The 13770-nt window shown below is 69.4% G+C and carries 12 protein-coding genes; 4 read left to right on the top strand and 8 right to left on the bottom strand.

The features are described from left to right. Positions 1 to 16: 16 nt before the first annotated feature. Entirely contained in the window at positions 17 to 2140 is a 2124-nt protein-coding gene (locus H074_RS06050; protein WP_007029138.1) for a metallophosphoesterase, read from the bottom strand. 194 nt (positions 2141 to 2334) lie between these two features. Here H074_RS06050 and H074_RS06045 point away from each other — a divergent pair, with 194 nt between their 5' ends. Further along, the gene (locus H074_RS06045; RefSeq protein ID WP_007029137.1) at positions 2335 to 3243 is read left to right on the top strand and encodes a helix-turn-helix domain-containing protein; all 909 of its coding nucleotides are present in this window, start codon (positions 2335 to 2337) and stop codon (positions 3241 to 3243) included. Here the strand turns inward: H074_RS06045 and H074_RS06040 are convergent, their stop codons facing one another. Then, a complete protein-coding gene (locus H074_RS06040) occupies positions 3244 to 3891 on the bottom strand; it encodes a TIGR03943 family putative permease subunit (protein WP_007029136.1) in 648 nt (215 codons plus the stop codon). Then, a complete protein-coding gene (locus H074_RS06035; RefSeq protein ID WP_007029135.1) occupies positions 3888 to 4850 on the bottom strand; it encodes a permease in 963 nt (320 codons plus the stop codon). Before H074_RS06035 ends, H074_RS06040 begins: the two co-directional genes overlap by 4 nt. Before the next feature lie 176 nt (positions 4851 to 5026). On the opposite strand from H074_RS06035, the gene H074_RS06030 reads away from it, so the two are divergent. Next, positions 5027 to 6649 (top strand): choice-of-anchor A family protein, encoded by a 1623-nt coding sequence (locus H074_RS06030; protein WP_007029134.1) that lies wholly within the window; start codon positions 5027 to 5029, stop codon positions 6647 to 6649. Here the strand turns inward: H074_RS06030 and H074_RS06025 are convergent. Continuing rightward, a complete protein-coding gene (locus H074_RS06025; RefSeq protein ID WP_420805368.1) occupies positions 6646 to 7128 on the bottom strand; it encodes a DUF2268 domain-containing putative Zn-dependent protease in 483 nt (160 codons plus the stop codon). The genes H074_RS06030 and H074_RS06025 overlap by 4 nt on opposite strands. A 196-nt stretch (positions 7129 to 7324) precedes the next feature. Here H074_RS06025 and H074_RS06020 point away from each other — a divergent pair, with 196 nt between their 5' ends. After that, positions 7325 to 8218, top strand: coding sequence for a helix-turn-helix domain-containing protein (locus H074_RS06020; protein ID WP_007029132.1), 894 nt, complete (start codon positions 7325 to 7327; stop codon positions 8216 to 8218). Here H074_RS06020 and H074_RS06015 read toward each other — a convergent pair. Together H074_RS06015 and H074_RS06010 are read right to left on the bottom strand one after the other, a co-directional pair. Beyond that, positions 8215 to 8886 (bottom strand): GntR family transcriptional regulator, encoded by a 672-nt coding sequence (locus tag H074_RS06015; RefSeq protein ID WP_007029131.1) that lies wholly within the window; start codon positions 8884 to 8886, stop codon positions 8215 to 8217. The genes H074_RS06020 and H074_RS06015 overlap by 4 nt on opposite strands. Then, positions 8883 to 10316: an aldehyde dehydrogenase family protein gene (locus tag H074_RS06010; protein WP_007029130.1), complete on the bottom strand. Its 1434-nt coding sequence runs from the start codon at positions 10314 to 10316 to the stop codon at positions 8883 to 8885. Before H074_RS06010 ends, H074_RS06015 begins: the two co-directional genes overlap by 4 nt. Positions 10317 to 10454: 138 nt before the next feature. On the opposite strand from H074_RS06010, the gene H074_RS06005 reads away from it, so the two are divergent. After that, complete coding sequence (locus H074_RS06005) at positions 10455 to 11900, top strand: GMC family oxidoreductase (RefSeq protein WP_007029129.1); 1446 nt, start codon at positions 10455 to 10457, stop codon at positions 11898 to 11900. Here the strand turns inward: H074_RS06005 and H074_RS06000 are convergent. Then, positions 11884 to 12807 carry an alpha/beta hydrolase gene (locus tag H074_RS06000; protein WP_007029128.1) on the bottom strand — a complete coding sequence of 308 codons (924 nt, stop codon included), beginning with the start codon at positions 12805 to 12807 and terminating at the stop codon, positions 11884 to 11886. The genes H074_RS06005 and H074_RS06000 overlap by 17 nt on opposite strands. Then, complete coding sequence (locus tag H074_RS05995) at positions 12804 to 13763, bottom strand: aldo/keto reductase (RefSeq protein WP_007029127.1); 960 nt, start codon at positions 13761 to 13763, stop codon at positions 12804 to 12806. Before H074_RS05995 ends, H074_RS06000 begins: the two co-directional genes overlap by 4 nt. Between the last annotated feature and the right edge of the window lie 7 nt (positions 13764 to 13770).

The raw sequence follows: 13770 nt of genomic DNA, 5'->3' as shown, positions 1-13770 counted from the left end.
CCGGCCTTCCCCGGTGCTACGCGGTGACGCGGATGTCGTCGACCGCGGACTCCCACAGCGACGCGGTGCTCGCGTCGGCGGCTTCGACCAGCAGGCGCACGGCGCGCCCGGCGAACGACGACAGGTCCGCCGTCGCGTTCTGCCAGACACCCGCCACCTCGGTCGAGGACCCGAGTTTCTCGAACACCGTCGTGGGCGTGGTTCCGTCGAGGACGCGGATCCGCAGGTAGTCCGCCGAGGTCGCGTTGTCGCCGTGCGCGAAGGTGTAGGAGAAGGTCAGCTTCCCGCCCTCGGGCACGGTGAACGACGGTGAGGCCATCGACGACGCCCCGCCGTCGAGGTCGTTGACGCCGTACTCCGACCCGGCCAGCCGCCCGGTGACCAGGCAGTTCGCGCCACTGGTCGTGTCGCCGCGCTGCTTGATCTGGTTGCTGTAGGTCGAGGTGGTCTGTTCGGGATCGCCCCGTTCCCACTTACCCGCGGTGGCGGTGTCCGCCCCGGCCGCGTCGAGCCGCCATCCCTTGTCGGTCTCGAAGTCGTCGGCGAACGCCTCACCGCCCGCCGAACCGACGCTCACCGAGACGTTCGCGGTATGGCTGACCGAACCGGACGTTCCGGTGACCGTGGCGGTCGCCGAGCCGGACGCCGCGTCCGACGCGGTCAAGGTCAGCGTGGCCGTCGCGGTGCCGTTGGCGGGCGGGGTGACCGACGACGGGGAGATCGTCCCGGTCACGCCCGAGGGCAGGCCGGAGACCGAAAGCGCGGTCCCCGCGGTGAAGCCGCCGGTGCTGCCGACGTTCACCGTCACCGAGGCGGTCCCGCCCGGTTTCACCGATACCGACGACGGGCTGGTGCCGACCGAGAAGGCGGGGGAGGAGACGCCTTTCTTGCATTTGCCGGTCGCGGTGTCGGTGAAGGTGCGGCCCGACACCGGCACGAAGTCGCTGCGGTAGTCGGTCGCGCTCAGCGTCAGCTTCCCGACGCCGAAGGTATTGGTGTTGCCCGCTTCCTGCACGGCGGCCGACGACTGGTCGAAGTTGTAGTAACCCCGGCCGCCGGTGCCGATCAGCAGCTCACGAACGCCGTTCACGTCGTCGCGCGTGCCGTCCGGCCGCGAGGGCGCGTACCGCTGGTAGTTGTGGTCGTGGCCGACGACGATCAGGTCCGCCTTCGCGTTGTAAAGCGCTTGGAAGAACGGCGTCACCGACGAGTCGTCGCCATGGGTACCGCGGCTGAACCGAGGATGGTGGAAGAACGCGGCCGTGCACGGTTTGGTGCTCGCCGCCAGGTCCTTCTTGAGCCAGGTCTCCTGCGCCGAACCGGTGCCCCGGCCGATGTTGGAGTTGAGCGCGACGAAATGCCAGTCACCGACGTCGAAGCTGTAGTAGCCCTTGCCGCGTTCACCGGCCCGGGCGCCGAAGTAGTCGAAGTAGCCCGAGGCGCCGGACGTTTTGTATTCGTGGTTGCCCGGCGTCGGATAGGTGATGGACTTGAACTGCCCGTAGTACGGGTTGTAGTTGTTGTTGTATTCGGACAGTGTGCCCGAGCTGTAGGCGTTGTCCCCGGCCAGTATCAGCGCCTGCGGGTTCATGTTCTTGATCAGTGGCGCGGTCTGGTTGCACGACGAACCGCAGACGTCGCCTACCGCCGCGACGGTCGTGGTCGCCGTGGCGAGCGGCTGGTCACCCGCCTGGTAGGCGTCGATGGCGAAGCGGCTGGCGGGGTCGGCCAGCGACGCCGAGACCCGCACACAGTCGCCTTCGAACGCGCGGGTGTGGAACGCCTTGCCCGGCCAGTGTCGAGCGGTGAGCGTGAACGAACCCGCGCTGCTCCCGGTCAGCGTGACGGAATCGTTGCCGTGCAACGAAAGTTCCGTGAACCGGACGCGCAGCCAGTGTGCGCCGGGCGCGCAGACGGACCGGGCGGCCATGGTGGACGTGCCGCCGCCGGACACCGACGCGGGGCCGCCGGTGACACCCGCTTCGGCCAGTTGCGGAACCTGATCGGCCACTTCGGGCACGGCGGGTGGCGCGGCTCCGCCCGCCTGGGGGTGCGCGGCGACCAGGAAGGCTCCGGCCGTCAGTGTGGAGGTCGCGACGGCGAGCGTCCGGCGGCGCCATCGTCTTGTGGTTGAGCGCATGGGAAATCATCCTCTTCGGTCATCGGCGGGAGGACATGCGAGTCGTCGGCGATTCGGGGATTCTTCCGACGATTTCGACCCTAATCGCGGCCGGATGAGCGTCAACGAAAAGTCGTACGGAGGCTGGATAACTCTGAACGGAGCCGGGTTCACCCGACGAAAGTCGGGTGTTACGGACGGTACGCTGCGCCTTCATGACGAGTCTCGCTCCGGCGGAATTCGGTGCCGCCTTGCGCGCCGCGATCGAACGCAGCGGGCTGAGTCTCAGCGAGATCAGCCGCCGATTGCGTGATCAGGAGAAGCCGGTCAGCATCAGCGCGCTGAGCTATTGGCAGAATGGCGAAAACCGGCCGGAACGGGCCAGTTCGCTCGCTGCGGTGACCGCGCTGGAGGAGATTCTCGGCCAACCGCCGGAAACATTGACCGGGCTGCTCGGTCCGCGCCGTCCCCGCGGCCGCTGGACGGTCCGGGCCGGACACGTCCTGACCTACGACCAGGTGTGGAGACGGCCGGAAGAAGTGGTGCGCGCACTGGCCAAAATGGACGTGACACCGGACGAACTCGATACACCGCAACGGCTTTCGCAGAACGTGTGCTACCGCGTCGACGGTGACGGGCACCAGGAATCGATCCGGGTCCGCCGGCTCATCCGCGCCGATCACGACGACACGTCGCGGTTCGTGTTCGTGAGCCGGTGCTCCAGTATCACGCAGCCGCCGGTGGTGCTGTTCACCGAAGGCTGCCGCCCGGCGCGGTTCCGCGCGGACGTCCCGTCGTCCACCTGCGTCTTCGAATTCGCGCTCGACCGGACACTGGCGGCCGGTGAGCTCGCCGCCGTGGAGTTCGGCGTCCGGTTTCCGCCGGGGCAGACCAACCGGCACGCGCAGATCGCGCTCTACCGGCCCGCGCGGGAGATCGTCGTGCAGCTCGCGTTCGACCCCGGATGCCTGCCGAGGCGCTGCACCGCCTTTTTCCAGCCGCGCAGCGGGCTGCCGCGAGAGGAACGCGGCGAGGCGAAATTCGACCAGGACACCAGCACGTTCCAGTTCATCACCCTCGATCCGCTCCCCGGTCAGTACGGGATCCAGTGGAGCTGGGCCTGACTATTCGTAAGGACGTTCGGGCGCGGCCACCGGTGTGACGCTTTCGACCTTCAGGAACGGGATGCGTTCGCCGTTGACGTCGTCCACCACGGACCCCGGCCTGAACGTGCCGGTGACCTCGATCCAGGTGTCGGGTTCCTTCGGGACGCGGCCGTCCAGCACGACCTTCACCGGACGCCCGTCGACGGCGCAGCAGGTGAGGATCATCCGGACGAGCAGTGACCCGCCGTCGGGGCCGGTGGCGGTGAAGCCGGTGAGCACGACCCGTCTCGCACCGAGGGAACGGCCCTCGTCGAACACCGCGCGCGAGGCGTAGTCCAGGACGGTCACCTTCACCGGGTCGCCGTCGGGCAGCGGCGGGTACTCGTCGGAGCGCGCCAGCGCCATGCCCGCGTTGCCCGCCGCGTAACTGCCGAGTGGCTGCGGGGAGACCAGCAATACGGCGAGGACCGGAAGCGGGAGCAGCCATGCCACCTTCGGGTGACGATGACGGTTCGTGGCCGCCAGCACGAGGACCAGGAGACCCGACGCCAGCAGGAACGGCCATAGCCCTTCCTTGACATAGCGCAGGTATCGGCCGGTCAGGCAGACCTTGAGCACGGCCGCGCCGAGCAGGAACAGCACGACGGTCGCGGCGGTCCGGTTCACCAGAGCACCGTCCCGGTCACGGCCGCGCAGGTGAGCGCCACCACGAACGTGGCGGGCGCGAACCGGGCGGCGAACCGCCTGCCGAAGGTTCCGGCCTGCATGGCGAACAGTTTCAGGTCGACCATCGGCCCGACCACCAGGAACGTCAGGCGGGCGGTGAGCGAGAACTGGGTCAGCGACGCGGCGACGAAGGCGTCCGCTTCGCTGCAGATCGACAACAGGACCGCCAGCAGCGACAGCGCGAGGACGCCGAGCACCGGGTTGTCCGCGACGGCCTGGAGCCAGCGGTCCGGGATCAGGACGTCGAGTGTCGCGGCCGCCATGGCTCCGACGACCAGGAACCCGCCCGCGTGCATCAGGTCGTGACCCGCCGCGCCGGCGAACGCCCGCCAGCGCGTGTCACCGTGGATGTGGTCGGGCAGCTTGATCCACTCGGCCCGGCCGAGCCCGAGCCACAGCCAGCCCATCACGACCGAGGCGGCGAGACCGGCCGCCGCCCTGGCGAGGACCATCGACGGCTGATCCGGGAACGCGATCGCCGTCGCGGCCAGCACGACCGGGTTGAGGGCGGGGGCGGCGAGCAGGAACGCCAGCGCCGCGGCCGGGGTGACACCCTTGCGCACCAGAGCGCCGGCGACCGGGACCGAACCGCATTCGCAACCCGGCAGCACCATTCCGGTCGCCGCGGCCGCCGGAACCGCGAGAGCCGGATGTTTCGGAAGGGCTTTCGCGAAGAAATGTCGCGGGACGAAGACCGCGATCGCCGCGGAAAGGGTCACACCGAAGACGAGGAACGGAACGGCCTGGAGCACTATCGAAACGAAGATCGTCGTCCAGGTCTGCACCATCGGCGTCCCGAGGACGTCGTCGAGCGGACCTCGCACGAGCAGAAAGAGAACGAGAAGGCCCGCGAGCAGTTCCACCGAACCGGTGCGACGGCCCACTTCGGTGTCCGTCATGTGGCGAACCTCCCATCGTCGGGCCCGACTCTATGGTTTTCGCCGTCCACCTGGAATTTCGCCGACTGGATAACACTGGACGCCCAGGAACGGGCCGGGTGAGGGACCTCGCCCGGTCGGGGGTATTTCCGGATTCCGATTGTGTTCATCCGGTCGAAGGGCACAAGAATCGCCCCATGCGTGCAAGGCGTTTCGCCTCTCTTTCCGCCGGTGCCGCCGCCGCGGTGTGCGTGGCGGCACTCGTGGTCACCGACGGCGCGGTCGCCGCCCCGCTCCCGGGCGGACTGGGTCCGTGCGTCGGATCGGCGTGCCCCGGCAAGTACCCGCCGGTGAACAACCAGGACTACGCCGGCCGGGACAACGGCATCAACGTCTACGTCGGCGGCGAATTCCAGGTACGGGAAGCGGCGGCGGAAGCCGAAGGACGAGTCGTCGTCCTCGGTGATTTCGACATGGCGAAACGAGCGGGCGCGTCCGCCATCTACAACGTCGGCATCGCCGGTGTCGGATCCCGCGTTCCGCCGCCGGACGGCGCCGACTTCCTGACCACCGGCGGCGATATCAGCGTCGCGGCGGACCAGCGGCTGCTCGCTGACGGCGGTGTCGTCCGGCACGCGGGAACCGTCACCGGGACGGTGACCGGCAAGCTCGAAAGAGACCCCGACGCGGCGAAACCCTATGTGGGCCTGCGCGAGGATCTTCGGGTCGCGAGCAAGTGCTACGCGCGGGAAGGCACCACACCGCGGCCGGCCACGGGCATGGCGGTCAACCAGGGATACCGCACCCTGTTCACCGGGGACGGGAAATCCGCGTTGCAGGTGTTCACCGTGGACTTCGACCTGACCGGCGGCACCGGCGGCATGCAGGGGATCGAGTTCGAGGGCATCCCGGCGGGGGCGACGATCCTGGTCAACATGGTGGGCGCCGCCCGGACGATCAACACCTACACCGGCGACCTGAACGACCAAGACCCGCTGAACAAACTGCGCGAACGGCTGCTGTGGAACTTCCCGGATGCCACGCAGGTGAAGATCGCCGGTGGCGCCCAGTTCCAGGGGAGTGTGCTGATCGGCGAGCCGGGGAGCACCGCGACCGTCACCGCGTCCGGGATGAACGGCCGCTTCTTCACGACGGGCTCGCTGGTGCACACCTCGGAGGCCACCGGCGGTGGCGGGCAGGAGTTCCACGCCTACCCGTTCAACGGGGATCTGCCCGAATGCGGCAGCACACCGACCATGACACCGAGCAGCTCCACTTCTTCGTCGTCATCTTCTTCGAGCTCCACGAGCCCGACCTCGACGAGCAGCAGTTCGACCACCACGAGCAGCAGCACCACGAGCAGCAGTTCGACCACGACCAGCTCTACGTCGACCAGCCCGACTTCGACGACTTCCACGTCGGTCACTTCCACGTCGACGACGCCGACCTCGACCACGACGTCGTCGAGTCAGACGAGCACCAGCTCGACGTCGAGCAGTTCCTCCGGCAGCGCCACGTCGTCGAGTCCGACGAGCAGTAGTGCCACCACGTCGTCGAGCTCGGGCAGCACCTCGTCCGGCAGCACGTCCCCGACCACCACCAGCAGCACCTCGAGCACGACCCCAGGGCCCGGGGTCACGGTGAGCACCACGCCGGGGCAGCCCGGGGCGACCACGCCGGGCGGCGGGCCGTCCGACGGCGGCCCGCTGGCCTCGACCGGCAGCGAGGTCCGAGGCCTGCTGGCCCCCGGCCTGTTCCTGCTGCTTCTCGGTGGCGCGCTGGTGGCGTTCACGATCCGGTCGAGGCGGCGCGAGACCTAGGTGAGGGCGGTGTCGATGACGTCGCGGCGGTCCACCAGCAGGGCCTCCGCGGCGGTCCGGCCCGTCGCGGCCAGATAGGCGTCGACGAGACGGTTGCCGACCGCGTACACGGCGCCGGTCGGAAGGCCGACGGGAGTGCCGCCGTAGCGGGCGGCGGTCTCGTCGCCGTGCACCCACGCCGTGAAGTTCTGCATGCCGGTGATCTCCAGCCCGGAGACGACCTTCGCGAACACCGCGTCGTCGTGCAGGTGCGGCACACCGACGCGGGCGTAGCCGAGTTCGTCGCCGTACAACTGACGGGCGAACGCGTCGGCCAGGCCCTCGGACACGATCTGCTCGCCGACCGTGACCGTCGCCGGGTCCCAGATCACCCCTCCCGGGCTGTAGCGCAGGTTGTGGGTCAGCTCGTGGACCGCCGTGGCCTCCAGCCGTGCCAGATTCTCCGGATACGGCCAGAAGCGGGTACCGGGATCGTTGATGAAGGAATCAGGACGCTCAACGTCCCGATTCCTTCATAGACGCGAGGTGACCCCGTCCCGGACCATGATCAACGGAAGATTCGGGACACTCAACGTCCTACCGTCCTCACCACTCACGAGGCGGAAGGTGACCCTGAGCCCGGACCAGGGAGAATCCCGGATGTCCTGGCCGCCGCCCGCTTCTAGCGTCGTGATCATGATCCGACGCATACTGCTGACGGTGCTCGCCGGCGCGGCGGTCCTGCTCGTGCCCTGGACCGTCTACCTCGCGCACACGCTGCCCGACCGGTACGACACCGGCCAGTGGCGCGCGGCCTGGGTCGGATTCGACGTCGCACTCCTGTTCTGCTTCGCGGCCGGGGCGTGGCTGGGGACGCGCCGCCGCCGGGCGGCCGTGCCACTGCTGTCGGCCACGGCCGCGATGCTGTGCTGCGACGCGTGGTTCGACGTCATGCTCGGCTGGACGTCGCCCGAGCGGTGGACCAGTGTCGCGCTCGCCGTCTTCGTCGAGATCCCGGTCGCCGTGGTGCTGGCCTTCGCCGCGCGGCGGCTGTTGGGCGACGCGCTGCCACGGCGATCGGTCACCTTGCGGGACATCGCGATGCGGGAGGATCCGCGATACCAGCGGGTGACGCGGGAGCTTCCCGCCGGCACGGAAGAGATCGCGCGCCGAACGGGACTGGGGCGAGCCGAAGTCATCGAATGCCTGAAAACCCTGCAGGACAACGGTTTCGTCCGCCGCGACCGGAAAGGGACGTGGATCGCCATCCCGCAGGATCTACGGGAGCCGAAGCCGGACGACTACGACGGCGCGGACCGGGAGCGGGTCACCGCGTTCCTCGACGCGAAGTACGCGAACGAGGTCGCCCTGCTGTCCTGGGCCGCGGCGCACCGCGACGAGTTCGGCCCGTGGTCGACGGCGCAGCGGACCTCGACGCGGTTGACCGAAGAGGAATTCCGAGAACTGGACGCGGAGTACCGCGAGCTGATCACGCGGTACTGCCGACGCCGCCGGCGTCCGGCAGCGGGAGAGAAGGAACTCTCGGTGCGCTTCTACGCCTTCCCGCCACCGGAGGCCATCCCGGCCTAGGGGTGCCGCCAGGCCAGGAAGGTCTCCAAGGTGGTCAGCCGGTGCTCGCGCACGGCCAGTTCGATCTCCCCGGCCGGCGCGTTCCGGTCGAACAGGTCGAGGATCTTCTGGTGCTCCTGCACGGATTCGTGCGCGCGGCCGGGAACGAAGCTGAACGTCGACGTGCGCAATCCGGCCAGCCGGTTCCAGCCGCGATTGACCAGATCGAGCACCTGCGGATTGGGGCAGGTGCCGAACAGGACGCGGTGGAAGTCGCGGTTCAGCGCGGTGAACCGCGACGGCTCGAAGTTGTCCAGGCACGCGGTCAGTTCCGCGTTGAGTCCCTTGGCCTCGTCGAGTGCCTCGCCGGGCAGGGACGGCGCCGCCAGCGCGGCGGCGTAACCCTCGACCAGCGCGAGCGTCTGCATGGTGTGCTGGTAGTCGCTCTCGTCGGCCATCGCGACCTGCGCGCCGATGTTGTGCTCGTAGGTCACCAGTCCCTCGGCCTCCAGCCGCCGGACCGCCTCGCGCACGGGCACGGTGCTGACCCCGAGTTCGTGTGCGATCTGCCCGAACACGAGGCGGTAGCCGGGAGAGAAGGTGCCGTCGTCGATCCTCGCCTTGATCCAGTGGTAGGCGATCTGCGACTTGCTCATCGCGGTCGAGTTCACCGCGTCCCCGGTGGTCACGAGTAGTGCAGCCAGACTGATTTGATCTCCGTGTACGCGTCGATCGCCCACGGCCCCATCTCGCGGCCCCAGCCTGAGGCCTTGTATCCGCCCCACGGGGCGGCCATGTCGGGGATCGGCGGCATGTTGACGAACACCGCGCCCGCCCGGATGCCGTTGGCGAACCGCTGCGCGACACCCAGATCGCGGGTCCACACGGTGGCCGCGAGGCCGTACTCGGTGTCGTTCGCGCGGGCCAGTAGTTCGTCCGGATCGTCGTAGGCGGTGACGGCGAGGACCGGCCCGAAGATCTCCTCGCGCATGATCGTCATGTCGTCGGCGACCCCGGCGAACAGCGTCGGCTGGTAGAAATAGCCGTCGCCGTCGACGGTCTGACCGCCGGTGACGAGGTCCGCGCCCTGTTCGCGACCGGTCGAGACGAGGAAGTCCACGTGCTCGCGGTGTTTCGCGGACACGAGAGGACCGAGCTGGGTGGACTCGTCCAGTCCCGGCCCGAGCTTGAGGCCCTCCAGCCCGGCTGCCAGTTTCGCGACGAACTCCTGTTCGCGTTTGCGGTCCACGAAGAACCGCGTGTACGCGGCACAGACCTGCCCGGTGTTCAGCGTCGCGCCCGCGAGGTTGCCCGCGACGGCGGCGTCGATGTCGGCGTCCCCGGCGATGATGCTGGGCGCCTTGCCGCCGAGTTCGAGGGTGAGCCGTTTGAGGTTCGACTCCGCGCTGGCCGCCGTGATCAGCTTCCCGACCGCGGTCGACCCGGTGTAGGACAGGTGGTCGACGTCGCCGTGCCCGCTCAGGAGCGCGCCCACCGCGCCGTCGCCGGTGACCAGGTTGACCACACCCGGCGGGAACCCGGCCTCTTCCACCAGCTCGACCAGCCGGATGCTGGTCAGCGGCGTGACCTCGCTGGGCTTGATCACCACGGTGTTGCCGGTGGCCAGCGCGGGCGCGAGCTTCCACACCAGGATCATCAGCGGGAAGTTCCACGGCGTGATCAGCGCGTTCACCCCGACCGGCTCGCGGCGGGTGTAGTGCAGCGTGTCCGGGAAGGACACCGGGTTGGTGGTGCCCTGGATCTTGGTCACCCAGCCCGCGAAATAGCGCAGGTGCTCGGCCGCGCCGGTGACGCTGACCTGGCGGGAGATGCCGATCGGCTGGCCCTGGTCGCGTGTCTCGAGCGCGGCCAGCTCCTCATGGTGCTCGTCGACCAGCGACGCCAGCTTGAACAGCAACGCGGCCCGCTGGACCGGCAGCAGCCCCGCCCAGGCGGGGTCGTTCAGTGCCTTCCGTGCGGCACCGACTGCGGCGTCGACATCGGCGGCCGACGCGGTGCCGACCTCCTCGATCACCTGGCCGGTGGCCGGATCGTACGTCGGCAGGGACCCGCCTCCCGCGGCGGTCCACTGTCCGTCGATGAACAGGCGTGTGGCCATGGCTAGCTCCTCCTCGACCGGTGTGTGACCGAGTATCGGGCGCCACGAGGCTTCCGGTCTTGCCCGCCAGGGCACGCCGATTGTCGGCCAGCGAACCGAATCCGCCGGACGTCCTCGAGCCTTGCGAGGCTGGGGGACATGGACGTCATCGTGGTGGGAGCGGGTTCGGCCGGTTCGGTGGTCGCCAGGAGACTGGCCGACTCCGGGGCGTGGGTCACCTTGCTCGAAGCGGGCGGGCCGGACACCAATCCGGCCATTCACGACCCTTCGCGGGCCGGAGAACTGTGGCACGGGCCGGAGGACTGGGACTACTACACCGTGCCGCAGCCGCACGCGGCGAACCGGCGGCTGCATCTGCCGCGCGGCAAGGTGCTCGGCGGGTCGCATTCGCTCAACGCGATGATCTGGGTGCGCGGCGCCCCGGCCGACTACGACGGCTGGGACCTGCCCGGCTGGCGATGGGACGACGTGCGCCCGGTGTTCGAACGGATCGAGAAGGATCTGCTCGACGTCGTGCCGAACGAGCCGTTGCACCCGATCCAGCAGTCCATTGTGGACGCGGCCGTGCAGATCGGCCTGCCGTTCAATCCGGACTACAACGGCGACGAGCTCGACGGCGTTTCGGTGCAACGTGTCACCACGCGCGACGGCAAACGGCTCAACACCTGGCTCGCCTATGGGCAGCCCGCCGCCGAACGGATGACCGTCCACACGGGAGCGCTCGTCCACCGGCTGCTCGTCGAGGGCGACAAGGTGACCGGCGTGCTGGCCGAGGTCGACGGCGAACTGCGCAAGGTCTTCGCCGACGAGGTCGTGCTCGCGGCCGGCACGCTGGCGTCACCGGCGATCCTGCTGCGCAGCGGTGTCGGGCCGGCCGGCGAACTGGAAGCGCACGGCATCGACGTCGTCGCGGACCTGCGGGGCGTCGGGAAGAACCTGCACGACCACCTGCTCTCGCCGGTCATCTTCGCGACCGATCGCCGTCGGGTCGACCCGCCCGCGCCCGGCCGCTCGGTCACGCAGACCCATCTGTTCTGGCGCAGCCGTCCCGGCCTGCCGGTGCCCGACACCCAGCCGATCCACTTCAGCGTGCCCATGTACGAGTCGTGGATGAGTGGGCCGGAAACCGGGTTCTCGCTGATGGCGGGCATGGTCTCGCCGCGGAGCCGGGGCAGCCTCCGGCTTTCGGGGCCGAGCCCGCTCGACGAACCGCTGATCGATCTCGCCGCGCTGGAGGACCCGGCCGACTTCGAGAGCTTGGTCGCGTCGGTGGAGCAGTGCCGGGAGATCGGCCGCGCGTCCGCGCTGGCGCGGGAGTGGGGCGCCCGCGAGCTGTATCCGGGGCCGGAGGCCGATGTCCGCGAGTACGTCCGGCGGACCGCGATCACGTACCACCACCAGGTCGGGACCTGCCGGATGGGCACCGGCCCGGAGTCCGTGGTCGACCCGGAACTCGCCGTGCACGGGATCAGCGGCCTCCGGATCGCCGACGCGTCGGTGCTGCCGCGGGTGACCACGGGCAACACCAACGCGCCGGCGGTGCTGGTCGGTGAGCAGGCCGCCCGGTTCATGCTCGGCCGATAGTGCGGCGCAGCCAGGAGGCCCGGGCGGCTAGCGCGGCCCGGGTCACCTCGCTGTCCGGGGCGATCCGGTCGAAACCGTGGTAGGCACCCGCCCAGACGTGCAGTTCGGTGGGCACACCCGCCTGCCAGAGACGCCGCGCGTAGTCGACGTCCTCGTCGCGAAAGATCTCGGCCGCGCCGACCTCGATGAAGGCGGGCGGGAGCCCGGTGAGATCGGCCGCGGTCGCCGGGACCGCGTACGGCGAGGTCTGTCCATTCAGGAGGGATCGCCAGCCGAACTCGTTGGCTTCCCGTCCCCACACGCCGCGTTCCGCGAATTCCACTGTGGACGCGGAGTCGTTGCGGCTGTCGATCATCGGGCACAGCAGGAGCTGACCTGCCAGCGCCGGTCCGCCGCGATCCCTGGCCAGCAGGGCGATTCCCGCGCTGAGTCCGCCGCCCGCGCTGCCGCCGCCGACGATCAGCCTGCCGGGATCGAAGCCGAGCTCGGCCGCGTGCTCGACCATCCAGGTCAGGCCCGCGTAGCAGTCTTCGATCGGTGCCGGATGCGGGTGTTCGGGGGCGAGCCGGTAGTCCACGGTCACCGCGACGAAGCCGAACTCCTCGACCAGCGCGACCATCCGCGGCAGGTCGGCGAACCGGTTGTCCAGCACCATGCCGCCGCCGTGGATGTTGTAGAGCCCCGGCGCGTCCTCGGCGTCCCTTGGCTTGACGACGGTGACGACCACGTCGGTGCCGGGTACCTGGCGGTCTTCCCAGACGAGGTCGCGGTCACCGATCGCCTCGGCGCAAGTCAGGTTCCCGGCGGCCATCGCCTGCCGGATGCCCGCCAGCGAATCGGCGCCCAGCGGTGGTCCGGACGGCAGACCTTCGAGGGCTCCGGCGAGTTCGGGGTCGAAGGCCGTCACGGTCCCTCCGGATCGACGACATCCCGGTCGGCCCAGTACGGCTCGACCAGTTCGCGGAGCTGCTCCGCGCCCACACGCTCGACGAGGTCGACAGCGCCCAGGTTGTCCTTGAGCTGCTCGGTGCTCGTCGCGCCGAAGAGCGTGGTCGTGTTGGCCGGGTGGGTGAGCGTGAAAGCCAGGCACAGCTGGGCGGGAGTCGCGCCCAGCCCGGTCGCGATCTTCGCCAGTTCCGGGGCGGAGGCCGCGATGCGCTCGCGGATGTCGCCGGGGTCGCGGCCGACCTGGCGTGCGCCGCTGTTCTTGCCGAGCAGGACCCCGCCCTCGAAGATGTCCGACGACTGGAGGGTGACCCCGAGTTCACCGAAGACCTTTTTGAAGGGTTCACCGTCCGGAATGGACCGTCGCGCGACGCTGTACTTCAGCTGCGCGATGGCGGGGCCGGGAACGTTCTCGGCCGCGGCGAAATCGTGCAGGGCCTGGATCGTGGTGGCGGACCAGTTGTTCACGCCCCACTGGCGGATGAGCCCGGCCTCGCGGAGCTCGTTCAGATCCAGCACCAGCCGGTGCAGGTCGGTGTCGTCACGCCGGAGATCGCCCAGTACCACGAGATCGGCGTGCTCGACCCCCGCGCGGAACAGCGCGTTGTCCAGCTGGTCGCGCAGGTTGTGCTCCGGATATCCCTCCAGCCAGAGCTTGGCCGAAAGCAGGTAGTCGTCGCGGCGGAGCCCGGCCGCGCGGACCATCGCGGAGAACAGCACGTCGGTGAAGACCGGCGTGGCGCCGGGGAAGCCGTAGACACCGACGTCGAAGAGCGTGATGCCGGAATCGACCGCGGTACGAACGAGGTTCACCGCCTCGCGGAAGTCCATCCGGTCGTAGGTGTGCCACGAGCCGAGTGAGAGCACTCCGGTGAGTGGGCCGTCGCGGCCGATCCGGCGCTGGGGGATGACGGTCATTCAGGTC

The organism is Amycolatopsis decaplanina DSM 44594 (assembly GCF_000342005.1).
GTDB lineage: Bacteria > Actinomycetota > Actinomycetes > Mycobacteriales > Pseudonocardiaceae > Amycolatopsis > Amycolatopsis decaplanina.
The sequence above is the reverse complement of the archived record's forward strand: the minus strand, read 5'-3'. Positions and strand labels throughout refer to the sequence as shown.